23 protein-coding genes and 2 rRNA genes are annotated in these 24,447 nt (G+C 45.6%); 12 read left to right on the top strand and 13 right to left on the bottom strand.

Annotation, left to right across the window (positions count from 1 at the left end):
* The first annotated feature begins 25 nt into the window (after positions 1 to 25).
* Complete coding sequence (locus HCJ96_RS07275) at positions 26 to 742, top strand: 3-deoxy-D-manno-octulosonic acid kinase (protein ID WP_169210389.1); 717 nt, start codon at positions 26 to 28, stop codon at positions 740 to 742.
* Here HCJ96_RS07275 and HCJ96_RS07270 read toward each other — a convergent pair.
* Entirely contained in the window at positions 727 to 2,178 is a 1,452-nt protein-coding gene (locus HCJ96_RS07270; protein WP_169210388.1) for a capsule assembly Wzi family protein, read from the bottom strand. The two genes, HCJ96_RS07275 and HCJ96_RS07270, sit on opposite strands and share 16 nt — an antisense overlap.
* 128 nt (positions 2,179 to 2,306) lie before the next feature.
* Here HCJ96_RS07270 and coaD point away from each other — a divergent pair, with 128 nt between their 5' ends.
* Entirely contained in the window at positions 2,307 to 2,789 is a 483-nt protein-coding gene (coaD, locus tag HCJ96_RS07265) for a pantetheine-phosphate adenylyltransferase (protein WP_169210387.1), read from the top strand.
* A gap of 15 nt (positions 2,790 to 2,804) precedes the next feature.
* On the opposite strand, the gene mutM is transcribed toward coaD, so the two are convergent.
* The 8 genes from mutM to radC all read right to left on the bottom strand — a co-directional run bounded on the left by mutM (position 2,805) and on the right by radC (position 8,270).
* Entirely contained in the window at positions 2,805 to 3,614 is an 810-nt protein-coding gene (gene mutM / locus HCJ96_RS07260; RefSeq protein WP_169210386.1) for a bifunctional DNA-formamidopyrimidine glycosylase/DNA-(apurinic or apyrimidinic site) lyase, read from the bottom strand.
* Entirely contained in the window at positions 3,614 to 4,099 is a 486-nt protein-coding gene (locus HCJ96_RS07255; protein WP_169210385.1) for a hypothetical protein, read from the bottom strand. The genes mutM and HCJ96_RS07255 overlap by 1 nt, the downstream gene beginning before the upstream one ends.
* 134 nt (positions 4,100 to 4,233) lie before the next feature.
* Entirely contained in the window at positions 4,234 to 4,389 is a 156-nt protein-coding gene (gene rpmG / locus HCJ96_RS07250; RefSeq protein ID WP_013786148.1) for a 50S ribosomal protein L33, read from the bottom strand.
* Between the two features lie 12 nt (positions 4,390 to 4,401).
* The gene (gene rpmB, locus HCJ96_RS07245; protein ID WP_169210384.1) at positions 4,402 to 4,638 is read right to left on the bottom strand and encodes a 50S ribosomal protein L28; all 237 of its coding nucleotides are present in this window, start codon (positions 4,636 to 4,638) and stop codon (positions 4,402 to 4,404) included.
* Between the two features lie 189 nt (positions 4,639 to 4,827).
* Positions 4,828 to 5,637 (bottom strand): glycosyltransferase family 2 protein, encoded by an 810-nt coding sequence (locus tag HCJ96_RS07240; protein WP_211162738.1) that lies wholly within the window; start codon positions 5,635 to 5,637, stop codon positions 4,828 to 4,830.
* 25 nt (positions 5,638 to 5,662) lie between these two features.
* On the bottom strand, positions 5,663 to 6,406 hold the full coding sequence (locus HCJ96_RS07235) for a glycosyltransferase family 25 protein (protein ID WP_281358587.1): 744 nt from the start codon (positions 6,404 to 6,406) through the stop codon (positions 5,663 to 5,665).
* Positions 6,407 to 6,419: 13 nt separating this feature from the next.
* Positions 6,420 to 7,532, bottom strand: a complete 1,113-nt coding sequence (locus HCJ96_RS07230) for a glycosyltransferase (protein WP_169210382.1) — start codon at positions 7,530 to 7,532, stop codon at positions 6,420 to 6,422.
* Positions 7,533 to 7,595: 63 nt separating this feature from the next.
* Complete coding sequence (gene radC / locus HCJ96_RS07225) at positions 7,596 to 8,270, bottom strand: RadC family protein (protein ID WP_169210381.1); 675 nt, start codon at positions 8,268 to 8,270, stop codon at positions 7,596 to 7,598.
* 143 nt (positions 8,271 to 8,413) lie between these two features.
* On the opposite strand from radC, the gene coaBC reads away from it, so the two are divergent.
* Complete coding sequence (gene coaBC / locus HCJ96_RS07220; protein ID WP_169210754.1) at positions 8,414 to 9,607, top strand: bifunctional phosphopantothenoylcysteine decarboxylase/phosphopantothenate--cysteine ligase CoaBC; 1,194 nt, start codon at positions 8,414 to 8,416, stop codon at positions 9,605 to 9,607.
* A 131-nt stretch (positions 9,608 to 9,738) separates the two neighbouring features.
* On the top strand, positions 9,739 to 10,326 hold the full coding sequence (slmA, locus tag HCJ96_RS07215; protein ID WP_169210380.1) for a nucleoid occlusion factor SlmA: 588 nt from the start codon (positions 9,739 to 9,741) through the stop codon (positions 10,324 to 10,326).
* A gap of 9 nt (positions 10,327 to 10,335) precedes the next feature.
* On the opposite strand, the gene HCJ96_RS07210 is transcribed toward slmA, so the two are convergent.
* Positions 10,336 to 11,535: a capsular polysaccharide export protein, LipB/KpsS family gene (locus HCJ96_RS07210; RefSeq protein ID WP_169210379.1), complete on the bottom strand. Its 1,200-nt coding sequence runs from the start codon at positions 11,533 to 11,535 to the stop codon at positions 10,336 to 10,338.
* 119 nt (positions 11,536 to 11,654) lie between these two features.
* The gene (locus HCJ96_RS07205; RefSeq protein WP_169210378.1) at positions 11,655 to 13,286 is read right to left on the bottom strand and encodes a M28 family metallopeptidase; all 1,632 of its coding nucleotides are present in this window, start codon (positions 13,284 to 13,286) and stop codon (positions 11,655 to 11,657) included.
* A gap of 183 nt (positions 13,287 to 13,469) precedes the next feature.
* On the opposite strand from HCJ96_RS07205, the gene HCJ96_RS07200 reads away from it, so the two are divergent.
* The 8 genes from HCJ96_RS07200 (at position 13,470) to HCJ96_RS07165 (ending at position 23,131) form a co-directional block, all read left to right on the top strand.
* Positions 13,470 to 14,048, top strand: coding sequence for a TetR/AcrR family transcriptional regulator (locus tag HCJ96_RS07200; protein WP_169210377.1), 579 nt, complete (start codon positions 13,470 to 13,472; stop codon positions 14,046 to 14,048).
* A 51-nt stretch (positions 14,049 to 14,099) separates the two neighbouring features.
* On the top strand, positions 14,100 to 14,426 hold the full coding sequence (locus HCJ96_RS07195) for a DUF1820 family protein (RefSeq protein ID WP_169210376.1): 327 nt from the start codon (positions 14,100 to 14,102) through the stop codon (positions 14,424 to 14,426).
* Between the two features lie 32 nt (positions 14,427 to 14,458).
* Positions 14,459 to 16,234 (top strand): DUF885 domain-containing protein, encoded by a 1,776-nt coding sequence (locus HCJ96_RS07190; RefSeq protein WP_169210375.1) that lies wholly within the window; start codon positions 14,459 to 14,461, stop codon positions 16,232 to 16,234.
* Positions 16,235 to 16,238: 4 nt separating this feature from the next.
* The gene (locus tag HCJ96_RS07185; RefSeq protein ID WP_169210374.1) at positions 16,239 to 16,748 is read left to right on the top strand and encodes a hypothetical protein; all 510 of its coding nucleotides are present in this window, start codon (positions 16,239 to 16,241) and stop codon (positions 16,746 to 16,748) included.
* Between the two features lie 125 nt (positions 16,749 to 16,873).
* Positions 16,874 to 17,563, top strand: coding sequence for a recombinase RecA (locus tag HCJ96_RS07180; protein ID WP_169210373.1), 690 nt, complete (start codon positions 16,874 to 16,876; stop codon positions 17,561 to 17,563).
* 15 nt (positions 17,564 to 17,578) lie between these two features.
* Positions 17,579 to 18,976, top strand: coding sequence for a Y-family DNA polymerase (locus tag HCJ96_RS07175; RefSeq protein ID WP_169210372.1), 1,398 nt, complete (start codon positions 17,579 to 17,581; stop codon positions 18,974 to 18,976).
* A gap of 1 nt (position 18,977) precedes the next feature.
* Positions 18,978 to 22,052, top strand: coding sequence for an error-prone DNA polymerase (locus tag HCJ96_RS07170; RefSeq protein WP_169210371.1), 3,075 nt, complete (start codon positions 18,978 to 18,980; stop codon positions 22,050 to 22,052).
* Positions 22,053 to 22,255: 203 nt separating this feature from the next.
* Complete coding sequence (locus HCJ96_RS07165; protein ID WP_169210370.1) at positions 22,256 to 23,131, top strand: EF-hand domain-containing protein; 876 nt, start codon at positions 22,256 to 22,258, stop codon at positions 23,129 to 23,131.
* 919 nt (positions 23,132 to 24,050) lie between these two features.
* On the opposite strand, the gene rrf is transcribed toward HCJ96_RS07165, so the two are convergent.
* Positions 24,051 to 24,166: ribosomal RNA gene (gene rrf, locus HCJ96_RS07160) — 5S ribosomal RNA — on the bottom strand.
* 165 nt (positions 24,167 to 24,331) lie between these two features.
* A 23S ribosomal RNA gene (locus tag HCJ96_RS07155) occupies positions 24,332 to 24,447 on the bottom strand; the annotation flags it as partial.

Here is a 24,447-nt window from a genome sequence, read left to right as displayed (position 1 = left end):
TAATTTACCATAACAGTTAAGTGAAATGACGATTAAACAACAACAAATTGGTCGCCGACAATTTGCGCTTTACGATGAACAAATAATGCCTCGCCCCGAAAAAGCATTTTTTAGTGCCAAACATTGGCAACGACAAAACAAAGTGATCGGCAGTGCGAAGGGCAGAGGCACAACGATGTTTATCAAGCCACTCAATGACATTTGGGTTTTACGCCATTTCCGACGCGGCGGCATGATAGGTAAATTTCTCAAAGACCAATATTTGTTTACCGGCCTGGCACGTACACGTGCATTCGCTGAATTTAATTTGCTTAACACCATGAAAGCGTTGGCTCTTCCAGTGCCCACCCCCATCGCAGCTTATGTATCCAGACGTGGCTTTTTTTACCGTGCCGACTTATTAACAAGGCTTATCCCGAATAGTGAGGACTTACACAGTATATTGTGCCAACGTACGCTTACGCCTGAAGAGTGGCAACACGTAGGCGCTACCATTGCGCGTTTTCATGCGGCGCAAATATATCATCATGATCTTAACGTCAGGAATATTATGTTGAATAATCAGCAACAGGCGTGGTTAATCGATTTTGACCGATGTGGAAAACGAACGGGACACAAATGGAAACAGTCTAATTTGAATCGGTTATTGCGTTCCTTAATTAAAGAACGCGGTAATCACACCGCGTTTCGTTGGAATGAAGCGGATTGGCAAAGTTTGCTCGAAGGTTATAACCAGGCATAACGTAGCGTTAAATAGACCGCCACCTCACTTTCGTTTTCCGTACCAAGCTCTCGGTCCTGATACTCGGCCCCCAGTTTCACTAAAAAATTTCCCAGTGGCTGCTGATAGTAGCCACTCACAACTTTTACTTCCTCGCTGAGTGAGTCCGTAAGCACAGGAGAGGGTTTGAGCCCATCGGGATTTAGTTCAACCTCAGACAGCTTTAGCATGGCCGAGCGACCGTAAGCGCCACGCCACTGCAACCCCAGCGTGGTCTGCTTGGCGTCTGAATCGTAGGTACTGCCAACGGCGCGGGTATAATGGCGGTAACCACTGGTATAGATACTGTGCTCGTAATAGCAGTTTGTTGCCGTGTTGTCGTTGCCATTACAGGCAATATTGGTATCACTGTTTTCTACATACAGTTTAAAAGGACCGATATACGTACTCACCCCTATTAAATTGGCGTTGTCTGTGACTTTATAGTCTTTTGCATCTTCACCGATACGCTGAGCGTACACCGTGACAGGACGCTCAAACAGCAAAAATGAATATGCCAGATCGAAACCGGCGATATGGTTTCCTGTGGTGGTATTTAACTCATCATCGCAGCTGACTAACTCATCAATACACTGAGTTTGAAACGTAAGCACATCAAGTAAATCACCTAGTGAATCAGGCTGACCCGCACCGCCCCACATGGCAGCCCATGACATCCCCACAGTTAGTCCTTTAAAAGGCTTCGCAGTAAAACGGGCACGCCATAATCTGGCCCCATCGATCTCCCGGCTATCTCGAAATTGTCCAATTTCAGCACTGGCATACCAGGGACCTAACCAATTTAACCAGGGCGACTCCGATTCTACGGCACTGCCTCTGAACAGGCCAACCGTAGGTACTGGACGCGCATTGGCTGACAGGATCAGGCTGGAGTCATTAGCGGGCCCCCAAAACTGGTCGGTAGCGCCGGCTTTTAATACCCAGCCGGCAACATGCATGGCTAAATACGAATTATCCAGGTTCATCTCGCCGTCATCAATCATGTTAGCACTAAGTTTTGCCGACCACCTGCCGCTGGTAATTTCAGCCTGATGGGTTAATTTTTCTTCTTGTCCATAGGTAGCATGGACAGAATCAAACCGTTGGGGTTCTGACGCCAGATGGATGGAAGTCATTTGGCGCAGCACATCCGTTTGCCGGTTTTTTAAATAGTGCAGTAATCGATTGGCGGCGCGTTTAGCGGGTGCGGGTAAGTTGTGTACATCAAGCGCACTAAGCTGGCTGTCGATGCCACGCCAGGGAACCGGATAACTGATGGCCACGGCGTCGATCACCTGAAACTCCACCAGCGTCCGCAAGTCCTGATGTAGCGATTCGTCATTGGTGCCAATCCATGGTGATGCCAGGCTGGCAGTTGATGCCATTAGCAGCAAACCCAAAATACTATGTGAACGCACAATCTTCCCTTTTCCTAAACCGAACTGAAGTATGGTAGCGCAAGAGTGTTAAGACGCAAAGCACAAACAGGATTGCATCAAACCAGGATTCTGGTTAAGGTGCTCAAAAATTTTATTGGAACCTGATTATGCATACCCGTGCGATATATCCTGGAACATTTGATCCTATTACCAATGGCCACGCTGATTTAATTGAGCGTGCCTCACAAATGTTTTCCCACGTTATCGTAGGCATTGCGTCTAATCCCAATAAAAAACCACTGTTTTCCCTGGAGGAGCGGGTAAAATTGATTCAGGCGGTGACCGTGTCATTACCGAATGTAGAAGTGCAGGGTTTTACTGGCTTACTGGCCGATTTTGCCGATAAGCAAAACGCTACCATTCTTATCCGTGGTTTGCGCGCGGTGTCTGACTTTGAATATGAATTTCAGCTCGCCAATATGAACCGCCGGCTTAATCCAAAATTGGAAAGTGTATTTTTGACCCCCGCTGAAGAAAACTCGTTTATCTCATCAACGCTGGTTAAAGAAGTGGCACAGCATCACGGTAAAGTGACTGAATTTTGCCATCCCGAGGTGGAAAAGGCATTGATCGCGCGTTTTAAAAAGTAACGTGCAGCTGTGCGGTTAGCGCTGACAGCGGGGACAAAAAAAGGTATTACGCTGACCAATCACTACGCTGTTGATGATGCCCTCACAAGCTTCACATGCCTTTCCCGCACGGCCATAGACACGTAAATGCTGCCTGAAATAACCAGGACTGCCATCGCTTTGGGTAAAGTCTTTCAAGGTGGTGCCCCCTTGCTGGATGGCGCTGGCTAGCACTTCTTTTATCTCTTTGGCGAGCTTCTGGTAACGCTGCAACGAGATCCTGCCGGCAGCGCGACGGGGATCGATATTGGCCATAAACAGCGCTTCATTGGCATAGATATTACCTACCCCAACTACCACATCATTGTCCATGATAAAACTCTTTACCGGCGCTTTGCGGCCGCGTGAAAGCGCGAACAAATGCTGTGCGGTAAAGCTTTCAGTTAGCGGTTCGGGCCCTAGGTTTTCTAGCTGGGGGAGTGTCTCGCCATCAGCTTGCCATAAACAGGCACCAAAGCGTCTGGCATCATTGAAGCGCAAACATTTGCCACTGCCTAACACAATGTCCAGATGATCATGCTTAATGGGTTCCAAGGTAGCCGGTACCACGCGCAGTTTGCCCGACATCCCCAGATGCAAAACAATCTGGGCAACACCGATGTCTATCAGCAAATATTTAGCCCGGCGTCTAACCGCTTTGATTTGTTGCCCTTCAGCCTGCTTAAGCTCTTCAGCTACCGGCCAACGCAGCTTAGGTTGTCTGACAACCACCGAAGTGATGGTTTGCCCGACTAAATGGGGTGAGATGCCTAAACGGCTAACCTCAACTTCTGGTAATTCTGGCATTAGTTATCCTGATAAGTAAGATCAGACAACCAGGGAATAAGCGTCGCTAACGCTGATTGCTGTAGTTGAAACCAGCTATTCTCGTAGCGTACAAAAGTGGCTTGTTCAGCCTGGTAGAACGCAAACACAAGTCCGTCAGATTTACCTGCTAACCAGACTACGGCAATAATGGGTGCGCTGTTAGAAAAGTCAGTTGCAGTCGAACTGACAGGTTCAAGAACCGCGGCTTGCCACGCATTAATTTGTTGCTCTGGACTGATCGCGATCTCGCTGTTATCGGTTATTTGCCGCCAACGCTGACCATTGCGCTCAATTCGACCCGCATCAGTTTCAATTTTCAGTATATACGCGTCGGCGGGTAACAGGCTTTGTGTTTGCGCCGTTGACGGCTTAGGTAGCAGCGTATCCAAATTGAACAACGCAATCATGATCAACATCGAAAATATAACGATGTTATTCATCGCTTTGGTGGATATTCTGGCCAAACGTTTTCCTTACTGAAACCCGTAATGGGCAAGTTAGAACAACTCAGGACTGCCAGTATAGCAAGAGAGAGGAAAAAAATAACACAAAAAACCCGGCGTCAACCGGGTTTTCGTGGAGACAAAAGCAAGTGTAATTACTTGATTTTTGCCTCTTTAAACATAACGTGCTTACGTACAACAGGATCGAATTTTTTAATTTCCATCTTGCCCGGCATGTTACGCTTGTTCTTGTCAGTGGTATAGAAGAAACCCGTACCAGCAGAAGACACTAATTTGATTTTATCACGCATGGTTACGCTTCCTTAGATTTTCTCACCACGGGCACGGATGTCAGTTAATACTGCATCAATACCTTTCTTATCGATAATACGCATACCTTTAGCGGTTAGACGTAATTTTACGAAACGGTTTTCACTCTCAACCCAAAAACGGTGAGATTGAAGGTTAGGCAAAAAGCGACGACGGGTCGCGTTTCTTGCGTGTGAGCGGTTATTACCTACCGCTGGACGCTTACCTGTTACTTGACATACTCTTGACATTGTATTTGTCTCCAGAACAACGATAACTGTCGCGCCAAACGAGCCCTTCAATCTTTTTGTCCGGGTCAGATGACGTTTTAACTATAATTAAGAGGGCGCATTTTATACAGCAAATCACAGCTTAATTCAAATAAAATTCGCAAAAAAAGCGATCCGGGATCAAAATCGGGATCCTGGTGGCTGGTTTATTCATGCCTTTTGGATACCGAAGGGTGTCCACACTTTCTTTTCACTTTTCGTACTTAACCTGATCACATGATTCTTGTCGCGCATTTCCTGCGTGACATAGCCGCGGGCATGATCTAAATGCACACAAACCGCTGAATATCTGATTTGCTTGGATTTTATTCCGCGATTGAACATGCGCTCACCCAATTCGCGATCCTCGCCGCCGTACTGCATTCTTTCGTCAAAGCCGTTAACAGCGAAAATATCCGCTTTCCAGGCGGAAACATTGTGACCATTCCAACTGGCATTTGTGGGTGTTAGCGCATTGAGTAATTTGGCTCTCCATCCTTTCGCGGTCAGCTTCATGGTTTTATGGTTTTTTGTTAAGCCATTCGCGAGCAGCCAGTCTAATTCAAATGGCCTGCCGTGGGCAATATCGTCCCGAGTGATCGCTTTGCTGGTGCTCATGGGTAATTTGAAATAACCGCCGGAAAGAAAGTAACCTGCTTCGCGGTAATGGTTATGCACGGCAAGAAAATCATTTCGCATAATGCAATCACCATCAGTAAAGACGATATAGTCCCCTTCTGCTGCCAGTAACGCCTTATTCAGAATGCGCGTTTTTTGAAAGCCCTCATCCGGCTGCCAGACATGTTTTACTTTACGTTGGCTTTCCCGCTCAAAGTTTTCGATACGCTGCTTGGTTTCTTCGGTGGAGCCGTCATCGGCAATAATAATCTCAAAATCCTGAAAGGTTTGGTAATGCAAACCCCATAGCGTTTTTTCCATCCAATCGGGTGAATTGTAGGTCGAAAATATAACTGAAAACATAATTTATGATTGCTTTAATATATTTTTATTTTTTATTCAAAGTGGCAAGCCTGGCTTTTACGTGCTTTGCATTGTTAATTAAAAATGCAGCCTGTTGCCTGACTTTGAGCCAGGTATTTTTTTGTGTCTTATGGCGTTGCTTTACTTTATCAATTTCACTTGGCGCGTCATCTTTAGGTTTCACCGGGTAAGGCTGCAGGCCAAATATGTTTAAGTCTTTTTCCCACCAATACTGCAAGTCGATATCAATAGGACGATAAATTTTTTCACTTGCAGCCAGCAGTTTGCGGGCACCACTTAAGCTTACGGCCTGGGCGCAGGTGCGTGCTGGAATTTTGTCATAAATTACCCGGGTGAAAGGGTTTACAGACTCCGAATGTACTACGCCTCGTCTGCGGGTGTGTTCAGCCAACTTGATATAATCCCAGTCATCCACCATTGATGGCAGCGTATCAGCCACAGCGCTTAAGTCACCAACAATATCCACATCATCTTCAAGGATAATTGCCTGTGGGATCTGTTCGTCTACCATTTTCTGCCACACCTTTCGGTGGCTCAGATAACAACAGATTTCACCCTTGTTTAACTGCTTATGGTATTTCAACGGACTGCTCAACGAATAGTACCGTGCAATCACATCCTCAGAAATCGAGGCACCATCAACCGCACTGATCCGCTCGAAGTCGATAGATTGCGTCGAAAACTGTGATGTCATATTTACCATCCGTTGTTGTGAACGGTCTAAATTAATGACAAAACAAGGCACCATTGGTGTCACAAAATTATCTTCCATGTTGACTAATAGTTACATATTGCTGTGCAATGTTCAGATGATCAAGGTGCATCAACAGCGATGGATCGATGGGGACGGGTTGTTGAATCACTTTTTTTAACGCCGCCGCCAATGCATCAGCATCCGCTACTGGCACTAGATAGTCGTTCAGCTTGCCTGTGAGCAGTTCATTCGGCCCAAACGGGCAATCTGTCGATACCGCAGGCGTTTGGCAAATTAATGCTTCAGCAACCACCATTGAGAGCCCCTCAAAATCCGAGCTTAAGGCCAAACATTTTGCCTGTTTTATCCACGGATAGGGATTTTGCTGGAATCCAGGCACAATAATTCGATCATTCACGCCCATTTTTTCTGCCAGCTTATTTATCCCTTTCTGATTTGCCCCCAGGCAGACCAGTTTTATCTCTTCAGGTAATTGCTTCAGGGCAGTAAAGAGCACATCGTGGCGTTTTTGTTTGGCATATCTTCCCACATGGATGATATAGGGGCTGTGCGGTATCTGTGCATTATCTTCTGCTGCAAGCTGACGAATTTTAGCGATATTGAACGGATTGTAGATGCGCGTCACTTGCGCAGGCTTAAACAAAGCGATGTTTTGCACTTCATTTTTAAGCCCGTCAGATACAGTGATCAGTTTTTTTCCCTCAAGCGCAGAAAAGAGTCGCTTTTGACGCCACCATTTTAACGGGCCCATTCTACGCGCTCGTTGCAGGGTCTGATTAATGGCATTATGAATAACGTAGTACACATTTGGCAGGTTACAGGCACTCAAAATGTAATGGCTATAATCCAGATTAGAAAAAATGGTATGAACTACGCCCTCATTTTTCTCAATCTCGTCGAGTGTCGCCATCATCTTCTGGGCATGGCGTTGGCGTTGCCAGGCACTATGCAGCGCTTTTTTACGCTCCTGATAAACAAAAAACACCGGAATATCTGCTGGGATATCGTAAGTCGCGCTCTTGGTCAGACTCACTAAAATTGCATTATGCCCAAGTTGCTGAATAGCTCTGGCCAGTTCAATGACGACTTTCTCAGCGCCACCACCGGCTAATGAATCGACCACCAGCACCAGATTTAAGTTGCTTTTGTTATCCGTCAAAATGAATCCTGATTATTTGGTTCGCGCCGAGTATATCATTGTGTCTGACCTGGGCGGGTAGTTTTATATTATCCCCCGCTGTGCAAAAGACGTGGTATGAATATCGGCGACAATAATGTGATCGAGTACCGCCACATCAATAAGTTCAAGTGCTGATTTTATTTGCCGGGTAATACGCACATCCGCGTCGCTCGGCTCGGCGATCCCCGAAGGATGGTTATGTACTAAAATTACCGCCGCCGCGTTGTCTTCAATCACCTGTTTAACAATTTCTCTGGGATAAACCGCGGCACTGTTGATGGTACCCTTGAACATAACTTTGTATGCCAGCATTTGATGCTGACTATCCAGCAACAGTAACCCAAACTGTTCTGATTGCTGATCCTTTAATTTTGCCAGTAAATAGCGCTTAACGTGTTCTGCGTGATTAAATGACTCGCGCACCTTCAATGGCTCTCCTAGCTGTCGGGTAACCAATTCAACCGCCGCTTTTAACAAGCAAAACTTGACCTCGCCCACGCCTGCAATAGCACACACCTGACTTTTTGATGCTGTCATCACGCCACGTATACTACCGAACTTACTTAGTAACTCCCGCGCCACGGTCACAGCACATTTTCCATTGAGCCCTTTGCCAATCATGATGGCCAGTAATTCTGCATCAGATAACGTTTCTACGCCCAGATTTAACAGTTTTTCCCTGGGCCGTTCCATTAGCGGCCAGTGTTGTATGCTCATCGTCACTCCATTTTTGAAAGCTTGATTTTACGCCAAACACGCTGCGATTAAGCCTGCTCAAAGAGACAGTTGAGTGTCTGACTACACAGCTTAAGGAAGTCGTGATAGGCTTATGCCAATTTCTTATTGAAAGCACGTACAACATGTTGCTGGCAAATAAACATATTCTTCTTGGCGTAACCGGGGGTATTGCAGCCTACAAGGCCCCGGATCTGGTGCGCAAGCTTACCGCACAGGGCGCGAACGTCCGTGTAGTGCTGACTAAAGGTGCGGCAGAGTTCGTCAGCCCAATGTCACTCCAGGCGGTGTCTGGAAATCCGGTTCATCATACCTTGCTGGACCCCGCCGCTGAGGCGGCGATGGGCCATATTGAACTGGCTAAGTGGGCTGACCTGTTACTGATTGCCCCCGCTACCGCCCACTGTATGGCAAAATTGGCCCATGGATTGGCTGACGATTTGCTCACCACTTTATATCTGGCGACCACAGCAAAAGTTGTGTTGGCGCCCGCCATGAATCAACAGATGTGGAAAGCGCCCTCTACGCAGGCAAACCTGAGCATACTTCAGCAGCGAGGCGTTGCTATACTGGGGCCAGCAGACGGTGAACAGGCATGTGGTGATGTGGGCGTAGGCAGAATGCTTGAGCCGATGGATATCGTCAACCAGTTAACCACCTCGACTGCACAGGTTTTGCAGGGCAAAAAGGTGGTGATCACCGCCGGACCTACACGTGAAGAGCTTGATCCAGTTCGCTATATTTCTAATCACAGCTCAGGCAAAATGGGCTATGCGATTGCACAAGCTGCAGTGGCGGCGGGCGCGCAGGTCGAACTGGTGTCTGGACCCGTCACTCTGCCGGTACCTGCAGGGTGCGCTATTCATCGCACGGTAAGCGCGCAGCAGATGCACGCACAGGTAATGCACAGCGTCAAGGATGCTGACATCTTTATCGCCACCGCCGCGGTGGCAGATTATCGACCTAAACAAGTTGCCGCTCAAAAAATCAAAAAAAATAATGATGAGTTAACACTTACTTTTGTTAAAAACCCTGATATCCTTAACGATGTAGCGAATCTACCAGATGCGCCTTTTACAGTCGGTTTTGCTGCTGAAAGCGAAAATGTCGAAGCCTATGCAAGAAAAAAGCTGGCGTCGAAAAAGCTGGCAATGATTGCCGCCAATGATATTTCGCAACCAGGTCTGGGCTTTAACAGTGATCGTAACGCATTGCATGTGATTTGGAATGGCGGTGATAAAAAACTACCGACAGGCAGTAAGATGATGCTGGCAGAAGCGCTGATAAGTTTGATTGCTGAACAATATAATAAAAGCTAAATCTACATCATGAACGTGTCGTGGTTGTCGATATAATAAAAAGCTAAAAAATTAACAATAACATTGGGCGAAAGCCCCTTTAACATGGAACGCGGGTTTGCAAGCCCGATAGCGGAGGAATGACTCACGTTATGCCAGCTGTGAAAAAAACAAATCGTCGTGCGCAAATACTGCAATCTCTTGCAGGTATGCTTGAAACTAACCCGGGACAGCGCATTACTACTGCAAAGCTAGCGGAAAAAGTGGGGGTGTCTGAAGCTGCCCTGTATCGTCATTTTCCAAGTAAGGCCCGGATGTTTGAAGGGCTCATCGAATTTATTGAAGAAACACTGTTTTCGCGCATCAATAAAATAATTAATGAAGAGAAAGACTCGGCTGCACGCTGCCAGTTAATTTTGCATCTTATTTTAGGGTTTGCTGAAAAGAATCCAGGCATTACCCGTATTCTAAATGGCGATGCCTTAATGGGAGAGCAGGAAAGACTGCGTGCGCGTATAGCCAAGCTTTATGAAAGGCTAGAGTTGCAACTTAAACAGGTTCTGCGTGAACGCAAATTGCGTGAAGGTAAAGCTCTGGCGGCTGACGAGGGCGTGATTGCCAACATGCTGATCTGTTTTACGGATGGTCGTATCAATCTATATATCCGCAGTGGTTTTACCCGTAAACCTACTGAACAATTCACTGAACATTGGCAGTTATTAAAACAAAATTTTCTTTAACTGTTGCGTTTACAAAGACGCAGCTTGCTCACTGCGTCTTTGTTGAATGAGTTGACTGAATTCATCCGTCTGCGTTAATCGTCTGGTTAGCGCTTCAAAATTTTTATTTTCCGCCTTCGCCCAGCTCTCAGGAATCACATAGTAAGCCTGGATAAAGCTTAAAAATTGCTTTCGCAAGGTGGCATCAAATGGCAATTCATTTAATGAATTAAGTGCATGGCCAAGGTCTTCTTCGCTGCTTACCGAATGACTGACGCCAGGTACAGAGTAGCAGGCGCTTCCCATCACCAGTACGGGCTTATTTAGTAACAACGCTTCCAATCCCACTGTTGAATTAATCGTTAATACCGCTTGGGATCCCGCAATCAGCTCCTGAGTGTTACAGTTATTCGCAAATTTTATTCGCGGATGCTGATGATGAAGATGATCAAACCGCTTTATTTCTGAAGGGTGCTCTTTGATGACGAAATGCAGATCAGCGTTGCGACATTGAGAAATAACCGACTTAAGATGTCCATAGAGTTGTTCCATAGACTTAATCCACGACGAATTACTAATAATCTGGCTGTCTGTCTCCACTTGAAACGGTACAAAAATATAAAAGGAAGGAAGTGCAGAGTTACTGACCCCAGGGGCTTTCGATTTAGTGGGCGCACGCGGAACAAGGGTTTGCGGTAACACCGTTTGCAGATCAAACTGGTTATAAAAGTCAGCTTCTTTCGGTAACGAGTTGTGACAATTTACTCCCTGCCAATCGCACGTGGTTGAGTCAGGCATAATGCCATTTTCAAAAAACACCACATCTTTGCCGATTAATTTGGCTGCAAGAGACACCCCTTTGCTGGGTGACTTCTGGCCATTCCAGACGCCCACCACATCCGCTTGAGACCGGGTAATGATCCCACAGTATTTTGCAATCTCAAGTTTAACTGAAGCAAACAAATAGTATTCGTAGATCAACCATATCCATGTCCGCGATAAGACGGGGAATTTAGTCCGCTTTTTAGCGAGATGGGAAGCAAGATAGTCGTGTTTATTTATACTATCGGCAAGCTTTAAAAACTTAACATAGCCAGGCAAAAAGAAGGTTCTGTTGATTCGTATGACCCTGACAGAGAGTTTCGTCACTTCGGCAAAACGTTTGAAATACCGAATGTGCGATTTGCCTCTGGCAATCAATACGAACTTTTTATTTTCAAGCTGTGACAATGTAACGACCTACTAGTTAGTCAGGTGAAAAGCAAAACTAAATAAGTGCTTTTCACCTGAAGTGATCACATCGCACACATCCCTCGTTAAGGTGATCTTTGCTGATTGTTTAGTTTTGGCTATTTGCCAAAGGTGTTTCCGAAAAAGTCTCCCTCATTCCATTGGGTACGTTGCGCTTGATTGGCCAGAGTCTGCCCGATTTCGGCATTTACCCGGGTAAACGTTTTAGCCGCTTCCCAGTTGAATGGCTGGTTAATATCATCGCTTGGCTTGTGGTAGTGCGTTGACAGGAACTCGCCAAACACTTTACTGCCATCAACTTCAGGATCTTTTGATTTTAAGCCTGGCACCAAGAACACAGCGGGAATTCCTTGCTTCACAAACGCGTAATGGTCTGAACGTGTGAATAATGCCTGTTCAGGCCACGGGTCTGCGCTTAAGCTTAAACCTGCGTTTTGGGCTGCATCTGAAACAGATTGTTTCATGTCACTATGCTCAGCACCAAAGGCAATCACATCGGCAAATTCATAGGTCAAAATTGGCATATCCAGGTTCACGTTGGCGACCATCGACTCCACTGGTACCGTAGGATTACGTGCAAAGTAATCTGCGCCTAACAGCCCTTTTTCTTCACCAGTGACCGAAACAAATAATAACGAACGTTTTGGTTTGGTTTCCATTTGGCTAAATAATCGCGCCGTCTCCAGCATGATGGCGGTACCTGATGCGTTGTCCATAGCGCCGTTATTGATATTGTCTTTTTTAACCGTCTTGGCAATTCCGATATGATCAGAATGGGCTGAGAACACCACATATTCATTTTTCAGTTCCGGATCGGAACCTTCTATAATTCCGGCCACATTAAAACTATCAATAGTCGAATGAGTACTTTTGCGCTTTAGCGAGAACTCACCAGGTAAAGCAAAGCCATCTGGCGATTTATCTTCTTCCAGATCGGCGTAAATGTCTTCCAACGATACCGGTGCATCAGCAAAGAGTTTTTTTGCAGCAGGCTGACTTAAGTAAGCACTGCCCTGTAATTGCGGGAAGCGATTGGCAGGTTCACCGTTACTATCTAACCAGGCCATACTCGGGGTGTGCAGGTAACTTAACATTGACTGATAAGGGCGTACCTTTTCCGCCAGTGGCGTTGACAGTGTAACTATACCAATTGCGCCATGCTCTACCGCATACTTCTGTTTTTGATAGCCTGAAGCAAAATGCGCCCCTTCCTCGCTGGGAAATGATTTAGGTTTACCAGACAGCATCACTACGATTTTGCCCTCAACATCCAGGCCCTGATAATCATTGTGATTGAGTTCATCGGCAACAATCCCGTAGCCAACAAATACCATTTTACCCTGCATGGAAGTTTCTGTGCGCAGCAAATCTGGGCCGGTAAGGTATTCTTTCGGGTATTCAAGCGCGGTTTTTTCACCATTCATGGTAAAAAAGACTTCCGGTGATTTCTGTTCCAGCAAGGCCTTTCTAAATTTGACATTCTGCATGAACCCATCCGTGCCCGCCGGTTTCATCCCATATTTGGCAAATTCCGTTGCAATATACAATGAAGCGATATCGTGGCCTTTAGAGCCAGTATCTCGCCCTTCCAACAGATCATCAGCCAGAAAAAACAAATGCGATTTGATGTGGCTGACGTTTGGATTAAATGTGTGCGCGTTCGAGCTTTCAGCATTGGCAGCAACACTGGCTGAACCAATTAACGCTGCAATTAATAGTTTTTTTAACATATCTACTTCAGTTTGAGTGATTGAAACAATACCAGCATAAAAGCAATTTACACGAAGTACAATTGTCTGACTGACTTTGCATTTAACTTAGCTGTAAAGCCAACATAAATTACGCAAAAGTGGTTGAATATTCTTCGTTTTTAGCTAATCTCAAACGTGGATTAAACAAGAATATATAGTTTCATGCCACGTACCGCGCTTTACGATGTTGAAAAAATACTTGATCAGGCGATTGATATCTTTTTAGAGCACAGTTTTCACGGTGCCATTATGGATGAAATTATTGCCAGAACAGAATTCAATCGGCGTGGCTTTTACATGGAGTTTGGCAGTAAGCAGGCCTTTCTTTACCGAGTCTTAGAGCACTACCAGGAAACACAACTTATGCCGGTAGTGAAAGAGCTTGAAGAACATCGGGGGCTAAGTGCGGTTCACACTTTTTTTGCATTGTACATCTCGTTAATTCACAAACGTGGCTGCCTGCTGATTAACTGCGTCTGTGAACTGGGTCGGCAGGATCCGAAAATTCGACAGATGGGCAGGCACTACCTTGACCGACTTCAATTTGATTTTATTGGCTGTCTGGAAAAAGCACAACGAATGGGAGAATTGCCCAACCACGTTAATATCGAGTCGGCCGCGTTGCAATTAACCAGTTGCGTTCAGGGGTTTGCCGCTAATGCGGTAGTAGCGGAAAGTGAAGAAGAGATGCGAATAGCCACGGCGGCATTACTTGCCCCTTTGCAGGGTCTGCAATCGTGATAAAATAGCATTTTGCTTTTTATCTTAGTCATGCATGCAGGAAATGAGTTCATGAGCGGTCACTCCCCTCTTTATAGAATCCAGTTTATCAGTTCGGGCGAAAAGTACGATCTCTACGTTAAGGAAGTCAGCCAGGGGGCCATGTTTGGCTTTGTGGAAATTGGCGGATTTGTCTGGGATAGTCACACCAGCCTGGTAGTGGATCCGAGCCATGAAAAGTTAAAAACGGAATTTAAGGATGTCACCCGCACTTATATTCCCATGCACAATGTGCTTCGAATTGATGAAGTTAAAAGACAAGGGACTGCCAAAATTTCACAAATATCTGATAAGGTAGCTACCTTCCCAAGTCCGATCTATACACCTAAAAAAGAATAAGATTGGGCATCTGTCTTATGTCTGGAGAGAATATGAATAATAAGCACTGTTACCGTTATCTTGGTTTAGCAGCTCTGCTCCTTTTCTTGGGTCTACCAACCATTGCCGCCGAAAATGAAAGCCAGAAACTTGCTACGCTACTGGATGAAATCTGGCAATACGAGCTAAGTGTTTCACCGCTGATGGCAAGTCGTGAAGGTGAAGCTATCAATCCGGACAAACTGGCCGATATTTCTCCAGCCGCACTGAAAAAACAACACCAGGCCTGGCAACAGTTCAGCGCTGAGCTGGATAATATAAACAGCAATACACTAAATGAATCCGAACAAATTTCATTGTTAATGCAAAAATACCGTCTGGATAATTACATCGATGAGTATCGCTTTAACGCTCACCTGGTGCCGATTACTTCTGAATACGGTTTTCACAGTGCAATGGCGTCCTTGCCGCGCTCTATGCATTTAAAGGAAGTGCAGGACTTTGAAAATTACCTGGCCCGCCTCGCTGCCATTGAAACAAACTTTGCACAATATATCGACTACATGCGCGAGGGTATGCGCGTGGGCATGACTCAGCCTAAAGCCGTGCTGGCGGGGTTTGAACAAAGCGTGACTCCCTACCTGGTTAACAACCCTGCTGACAGTGATTTTTATACCCCATTTAAATCTATGCCTTCCCATATCAGTGAAGCGACGCAAAAAGAGTTACAGGCACGCGCGGAGAAAGTGATTGCCGAGTCAGTCGTACCGGCCTATCAGGCTGTGTATGATTTTTTAGTTGACGAATATATTCCTGCAGCGCGCGACGATATTGCGGCTAAAAACTGGCCCGATGGTGAAGCTTTTTATCAAAACCGCATCAAACATTACACCACCACCGACATGTCAGCGAAAGCCATTCATGAGCTGGGATTAAGGGAAGTAAAACGCATTCGCGCAGAGATGCAGGCAATCGTTGATAAATTAAAGTTTGATGGATCGATTGATGAGTTCATTCATTTTTTGCGTACTGACCCGCAATTTTATGCCGAGTCTGCGGAAGAACTGTTAAAAGAAGCCTCTTTTATTGCCAAAAAAATGGACGCGAACCTGCCTCAGTTGTTTGAATATTTACCGCGCACCCCTTACGGCGTGGAAGCTGTACCTGAAAGTATTGCCCCTAAATATACCACCGGCCGTTACATCTCGCCCTCGCGTGATGACCAACCGGGTTATTACTGGGTGAACACATACGCGCTGGACAAGCGTCCGCTTTATGCATTGACTGCATTAACCTTGCATGAAGCCGTACCGGGTCATCATCTGCAAATTTCGTTAGCAGCAGAAATGACCGATTTGCCTAAGGTCAGACAAAACACCTATATCTCAGCGTTTGGTGAAGGCTGGGGCTTGTATTCTGAATACCTCGGTATAGAAACGGGTATGTATAAAGACCCCTATGATGACTTTGGTAGGTTAAGCTATGAGATGTGGCGAGCTTGCCGGTTAGTGGTTGATACAGGTATGCATATGTTTGGCTGGTCCAGACAACAAGCATTAGATTTTATGCTAACCAACACGGCCCTTTCAGAGCACAATGTGACCACGGAAATTGATCGCTATATTTCCTGGCCGGGACAGGCACTGTCATACAAAATTGGCGAAATTAAAATTAGAGAATTACGCCAGCAGGCTGAGCAAGAGCTTGGCAGCCATTTTGATGTGCGAAAATTTCACAAAGCATTGCTCGAGCATGGCTCAGTACCGCTTTTTATTCTTGAAAGAAATATTAAGAAGTTTATTCAGTCAGAGTTAGCAAAGGTAATGTAAGCACATGTTGTTAGGACTTTTCAGCATTATTGGGATACTGGTCATTGGGTTGATTTATTTTGTACTGAGAGTGCAAACCTGCCAGCGAGAACTGGTGCTGGTGAGATCTACAGCCCGAATGAATGCTAAAAAGGCCAATGTTGCTTTTACTAATCTGGTGATGTTATCTACTGAATTACAAAAAGTATTCACTCAGAGATTAGAAGCAGCAAATAGTAAAGGGTTAGTCGTAGGGGATGATTTTAAAGCCGCGAAGGCGGTAATTAAACATTTTTCCGATGTGGTAATGGATTGTTGCGAAAAGGGCAGTACGGTTGAAGAAGCTTTGACCCGCCGACTTAATAACAGCGGTGTGTCTATGAATGAAGTGAAAAACTTCATTAAGGAACGTCCAAATGATGTTCGCATGTCCTGGTCGAAAAATACGCCCGACGGCTTTATCACAGCATGTAACCTGTTTAGCCAGTCAGCGCTTACTATTGATAAAACCGATCAAAAACAGGAAGTGAGCTGATTAAAATAATAATCTTTTTATAAATCAAAGCACGCACATTTAAAGCGTGCTTTTTTTATACTTAGAAACTTGCGGTAACAATCGATTACCCTATAATACTGTATATATGAACAGTATTATTAATTATGTCTGATAACTTACATCTGTTAACTAAGCACCCCCAATTGTGGCGTGCCAGTTACCCACCATCAACCGACGACGTAACCAAAGTTGCGTCGGGCTTTGCTTTGTTAGACGATGCACTTGGCGGGGGCTGGCCCACGTCTGGCCTGGTCCGCCTGCGTTCGTATCAGGGAATAGGCGAGGTTGAACTGTTTTTATCTTTGCTCAACAACATTCGTCATCAACGTTTACTCATGTTCATCAATGCACCCGGTCACATTCAGGCTGGCTGGTTTACAAAACATAAAATTCCGCTGGAAAATATTTATGCGTTATCAGGCGATCATGATGACTGTTTATGGGCGGCGGAACAGTGTCTGAAAAGCGCAGTTTGTCAGGTGGTCATGTTGTGGTCCACGCGTTGCCTCAGCCTCACTCAGGCACGACGTCTACAGGTGAGCGCCAAACAACACCACTCAACGTGTATTCTTTTTGAATATGAGCATGTGTTGCGACAATCGTTACCCGTTGAGCTAGATCTATCAGTGGCGCGAGCCCAAAACCAGGTTAATCTGAATATCGAAAAGCAGCTTGGCGGTTGGCCCCGCGCAGATATTCCGATTTCCTATTCTCCTATCCCAACTAACCAACCTATATTGTCTGCTTTTGCCCATTATGTCGCGCCAAATGCTGAACGCACGAAGGTTAGCTAAAGGTATAGAGTTGTTATGCTGTGGCTATACCTGGATTTTTATCAATTAACTCTCGACATGTTAGCGCCCATTCAAACCGAGTTGCGAGTTCAGCCTTGCATCATTTATCGGGCGGACACCAATCAGGTTCTCCAGTGCAATGCGCTGGCACATGCTGCTGGAATTGAGTCAGGCATGGGTATGGCTCAGGCAGCGTCTTTATCTGGTGAGTTAAATATTATTGATTATAAAGAACAAAGAGAAGCGAATCATTTAACTGTGTTGGCCAGCGCCTTATATCCGTTAATTGGCGATATTGTGCTGGCTCCACCTAACAGTTTAGCCTTACGACTTGATCCCTCAATAAAATATTACGAAGGCCTGCAGCCTTTATGGCAAACCATTATTAATGAATTGACCAGGCAAAAGGTCACCTATCGATTTGCTACGGGCTGGAGTATTGAGTCTGCTAAAGTTTTGGCAAAAGCAAAAACTAATACCATTATTGCCAAGCGCACTGATATTCATCATGCCTTACAGCAGTGCCATCTGAAGCACACTGATTTATCTACTAAGCAGATAACCTCACTGTCCCGTGTGGGTATTCACAATATAAAAAGCCTGCTTGCATTACCCGCAACTGAATTAGGCAAGCGTTTTGATAATGCCTTAATTTCTTACCTGACCGCGCTTAGAGGCGAAGTGTTTCCTCATTGCAGCTATTTTCATCCTGAAGAAACCTTTTCAGCCACCATTGAGCCAGCTTATGAAATTTCACAAACGCAGCATCTTATCCCTTGGGTCAATCGTTTGCTGAACCAGCTTGCCACATTTCTTCGGCTGCGCAATCAGCTGACCGCTTCACTTACTTTAACCTTATATTTCCGTGAAACCGAAAAACAAATTTACCAGGTCGGCTCTGCCTGTCCACTTTCAAAAGCCAGTAACTGGGAACCTCTGTTCGTTCTGCTGATAGAAAAATTAACGCTAAGTCACCCGGTGACCGCCATTGGTTTATGTACTAACGCAACAGAAGAAATCAGTGATCAGAGCAGTGATTTTTTTAGCGATCGTGTTCATTATTTTGCCAAAATGCAATTATTGGGCAGGCTGCAGGCAAAACTGGGTGCGAGCAATATTTGCCAGCCCGCTAGTATTAATGACCATCGCTTAGGTCAGCTTGCACACACACAAGCCTCAGCAATGTTATCCGAACCCTGTGCCTGGCAGCCGCTTTTTATTGCTTCCCAGCCTGTTTTACTCACCCAGCCAAGTCATATTCAGTTTGGCCCGGTACGGTTGCAAACAGGCTGGTGGGATGGGGAATCCGTAAAACGTGACTATTTCATCACTCAAACTGCACGAGGTGAATACGCTTTGGTGTATAAAAGCCCTCCTGCAGAGCAATGGTATATAGAAGGATGGTACGGTTGACATGGTCTATAGCGAGTTATACTGCCAGAGCAATTTTAGCTTTTTAAATGGCGCATCCGATCCTGAAGAGTTGGTAAATACCGCTGCATTTTTAAATTATCAGGCCCTGGCCATTACCGACGAATGTTCTGTTGCGGGTGTAGTAAGGGCCCACGCTGAGATCAAACGCAATCGATTGCCCTTAAAATTGATCATTGGCGCGGCATTTACCCTCGCTGAAAACTTTTCATTTCTGCTGCTTTGTTCCAATAAACGCGCTTATTCAGAGCTTTGCAGAATAATTACAAACGCTCGCAGCCGTTCTGCCAAAGGCGAATACCAGCTTGCTGAGTGGGATATCAAGTCAGTACGGCACTGCATCATTATTTGGTTGCCTTCATTACACAAAGACACCGACCATCATTGGGGTACATGGTTACAACGTTACCATTCACAACGTTGCTGGATTGGTGCACAACGACTGCTGGATGGTGTAGATCACCAACGGTTCACGTTACTGACTGAATATAGTGAAACCTTTTCATTTTCGCTTTGTGCCTGTACCGGGGTGCTGATGCATCACGCCAAACGCCTACCGCTACAGCATGTGATGCATGCCATGAGACTTCACACCACGGTCGCTCAAATAGGGAAAGCCGCGCTAAGCAATGCTGAGCGCACACTCAGGCCGTTAAATAAATTAAAAAAACTGTATCCTGCCGGCTGGTTAGAAGAGACCAGCAAAATTTATCAACTCTGCCAATTCTCTCTCGACGAGCTCAAATATCAATATCCACAGGAACTGGTTCCTGCAGGTTATACTGCCACTTCTTACTTGCGCGAATGCGTTGAAAAGGGGATAAAAAAACGATTTCCTGAAGGGCTGTCAGTGGAAGTACGCGAGACCATTGAAAAAGAGCTGAAACTGGTAAAAGAACAAGCTTATGAGTATTTCTTTTTAACTTTGTATGACATCGTTCAGTTTGCCCAACGCCAGGGGATCCTGTATCAGGGACGCGGTTCGGCTGCCAACTCTGTGGTGTGTTATTGCCTGGAAATTACCGCAGTTGATCCACGCCAGATTAGTGTTTTATTCGAACGCTTCATTTCCAAAGAGCGCGATGAGCCACCTGACATAGACGTGGATTTTGAACATGAAAAGCGTGAGCAGATCATTCAGTATATTTACCAAAAGTACGGTCGCCAGCGAACGGCATTGGCCGCCACCGTCATCACGTTTCGCTTTCGCAGTGCTTTTCGTGAAGTTGGAAAAGCGTTAGGTTTTGCTGAAAGCCAGCTTAGCTATGTGCTCAAGAATATTAACCGTCGTGACAAAGCGCTTCCATGGCAAAGCCAGCTTAGTCAGTGTGGTATGGACCCATCACAAGCAAAGGTAAAACAGCTAATTGCATTAGTTGAGCAAATTGTCGGATCACCCCGCCATTTATCTCAGCATGTAGGCGGCTTTGTTATTTCCAACGGCCCCCTGCACGACCTGGTGCCCACCGAAAATACAGCGATGCCGGAACGCACTGTAATTCAATGGGATAAAGATGACCTGGAAAGCCTGGCACTGTTAAAAGTCGATATCCTGGCATTGGGCATGTTAACCGCTATCCAAAAAAGTTTTGATCTACTTAATAAACAATTTCCTCACTCTGTCGATATCCCATTTATTACCCGTCTGGGGGATGATAAACAAGTGTATGACATGGTATGTAAGGCTGACACCGTTGGTGTATTTCAGATAGAGTCCCGTGCGCAAATGACCATGCTGCCCCGCCTGAGACCGCGCTGTTATTACGATCTGGTGGTGCAAATCGCTATTGTCAGACCAGGCCCCATTCAGGGCGAAATGGTGCACCCCTACCTGCGCCGCCGTCATCAGCTGGAACCCGTAATCTACCCCTCTAAAGAAGTTGAAAGCGTGCTCGGCAGAACCATGGGCGTGCCTATTTTTCAGGAGCAGGTAATCCAACTTGCCATGGTGGCAGCGGGGTTTTCAGGGGGCGAGGCGGATCAACTCAGACGTGCGATGGCCAGCTGGAAAAAGAATGGCAGGCTGTATGAGTTTCAGGAGAAAGTAATCACGGGTATGACTAAGCGCGGCTATGACAAGCACTATGCCAATCAGATTTTTGAACAGATAAAGGGCTTTGGGGGCTATGGATTTCCTGAGGCACATTCTGCCTCCTTCGCCGTTTTGGCTTATGTATCGTGCTGGTTAAAATATTACTTCCCGGTTGAGTTTTATGTTGGGTTATTAAATAGCTGGCCAATGGGGTTTTATACACCCAGCCAACTTGTTCGCGATGCGCAGCAACATCACATAAAAGTGTTACCTATCTGTATTAATGCGTCGGCTATTGCTCACGAGATCGCCTATATGGGCACTGAAAAAGCGATAAGACTAGGTCTGACCCTGGTAAAAGGGTTATCTGATAAAGGTAAACAGTGCATTATCGAACGAAGGCCAGCTCCAGGCTATCAGTCATTAGCGCAGATTCAGCAACTACCTCTAATCCGTTCTGATCTCGAAGCCCTGGCCAGTGCTAACGCATTTCATCAAATCGCTGACAACAGATACCAATCCCGTTGGGAAATGATGGATGAGCAGAAGAGTTTACCGTTATTTACCAATGAACCGACCCAGCAGAATTTTCACTTTGCGCCAACATCCATCGAAAACTTACTGGAAGATTATGCTGCAACGGGCTTATCTGTCGAACATCATCCCATCGCACTGCTGGCGAAACAAAGATCCCTTGATCGTTTTAGCTGGTCAAATGACCTGATCAATAAAGCGAATAAGTCCTTCGTTCGTATTATCGGCTGTGTGACAGGTCGACAGGCACCAGGTACTGCATCGGGGGTAACATTTATGACACTGGAAGATCATACCGGTAATATTAATGTTGTGGTGTGGCAGTCGACAGCGCGTCACCAGCAGCAACCCTACCTGAAAGCTAACATCTTACAGGTTGACGGCATACTGGAACGCTCGCCAGAAGGAGTTATTCACGTTATCGCAGGTAAACTGACTGATCGCTCTGACTGGCTCACAAAACTCAGTGTACCGTCCAGAGACTTTCATTAGTCAAACTATAGTCTAATAAAATCACGTATTTTTTTCACTTTGTCTATACAAGTGACACACTTTTATCCACTACATTTTTCTCTGAAACTTTTATCCTGTTGTTTTAAATTATTTTTTTTCGATGGCACGGATGATGAATTACTATTTTCGACAACTTGCCCCGCCAGCAGTATACAGGGGGTTAATCCAAGAAGGAGTTTCTAATGAAAAAGCTTACATTAGCAGTTTTAATTAGTAGTGCGTTATCAGCTGGTGCAGTTGCTGGTGATTGGAAGAAAGATAAGATGGAAGGTGCTGACAAAGACCAAATTGAAAGCACTTTCGCAGAACTGGATAACGATGAAAATGGATTCATCAGCAAAGAAGAAGCTGATGATGATGATATTTGGGAACATTTCGCCAAAATCGACACCAATTCTGACAATCAGTTAAGTCAGGAAGAGTTCGATACCCACTTACAGACTATGCCTCAGCATTATGAGGACGACGTTACCGCAACAGCACAAACTGGTGCATTAGGTGACATTGACCAAGAAGATAGTGTTACCACTGAAACTTATGTCGATGCTGATCTGGAAAGTGACGAGCTCGAAAAAGACTATGATAGTGACACAACTACTACCGCACAAGTTGATGCTGAAGCCGATATGGAAAGTGATGACATAGAAGGAAACTATGATACTGATACTGAAACCACTATCGCAGCAGAAACAGAGCGTGACACTGATGTAGTTATTACAGAACGTGGTCAGGACAGTGATTTAAATACCAATTCAGACATGACTGCACGTACCGACAACGAAGTCGACCTGCAGGAGCAGGATCCTATGGTCGAACAGGATTCAACCACTGAAATGGACGCTCAGATGGAATCCGAAGCCGTTGTTGCTAACAATGAATTCGATATGATGGACACCGACCATGATGGCCAGTTATCGAAAGCAGAAGCAGCGCAAAGTGGAGTGAACGAGTCGTTCGAAGATATTGATGAAGATAACGACCAACTTATCACACGCATGGAATATGCTGAGTATCGTCAAAACCGCATGGACGATTATGACGAAGAAGATGAAGAGTAATTAGTATTACTTAACTAAAAAAGCCTCCCCCGGGAGGCTTTTTTAATGTCTAAATGAATTAGCTTTAGGCTTTTACGAGTTTAAATCCAAACTAGCTAAACTAACTTGAGCTTAATCGAAGAAACGCGTCCTTGAAGTGCAAGCCTCTACCTCCCAATCTGCTATTGTAAAGCCAAAAAAATTATAGCTGAACAACAGACACGCAATGCCAGTGTATACCTGCTTCGCAATTAAGACCTTGTTGTTTTAAGTATACGATCAAACGCTTGGGGTTGCGGCCTGCGCCCCAATGACAACAGTTCTTTTAAGTTCATCAACTTCCGATTCACGACATAAGAGACCGTCAGTTTTGATTTAGTGCTTCTGAAAGTGTCAGTTTAACTTGAACGGGCATACTTCTCTCACATGGGGGCGGAGGTAGACCGAATGTCCGGTGGACATTCGCAGCTGCCGTAGCGGCACGCCATGGATGGCGTGACTGGACAACCTACCAGGGACGGCTTGTTACTCTGAATCATTGCAGTAAGGCAAACCTAAACTGTTACCCGATGGGTTAGGTCTTGCTATGAGGGAGTGGCACCTTGGTACTACTCCAAAAACAAAAAACCCAGCTTTCGCTGGGTTCTTTGTTTTTAGAATGGGAGCCCCGTAGCCGGCAAGGAACACTGTGCTACTCTCACATGGGGGCGGAGGTAGACCGAATGTCCGGCGGACATTCGCAGCTGCCGTAGCGGCACGCCATGGATGGCGTGACTGGACGAGCTACCAGGGAGGGGTTGCTACGTCAGTTCTTAAGCAGATACGCAACGCCAAACTGTTACCCGATGGGTTAGGTCTTGCTATGAGGGAGTGGCACCTTGGTGCTACTCCAAAAACAAAAAACCCAGCTTTCGCTGGGTTCTTTGTTTTTAGAATGGGAGCCTGGCGGTGTGCTACTCTCACATGGGGAGACCCCACACTACCATCGCCGCTAATGCGTTTCACTTCTGAGTTCGGAATGGGATCAGGTGGTACCGCATCGCTATGGCCGCCAGGCAAAAAAGGTTGTTACCGAATTTATCGATAACTTAACAATTCTGGAAAATCTGATATCAATTCAATCAAGAGTACGCTTTACTCTACTTTTTACTTTAGCTAGTCTTTCACACACAACACTTAATCAGCGATTCATTCTGATGAATGAAGCCATTTAGGCGTTGTATGGTTAAGCCTCTCGGGTAATTAGTACAGGTTAGCTTAACGCCTTACAACGCTTCCACACCCTGCCTATCAACGTCATCGTCTTTAACAACCCTTCCAGGACTTACGTCCAGGGA

The organism is Alteromonas ponticola, assembly GCF_012911815.1.
Classification (GTDB): domain Bacteria; phylum Pseudomonadota; class Gammaproteobacteria; order Enterobacterales; family Alteromonadaceae; genus Alteromonas; species Alteromonas ponticola.
The sequence above is the reverse complement of the archived record's forward strand: the minus strand, read 5'-3'. Positions and strand labels throughout refer to the sequence as shown.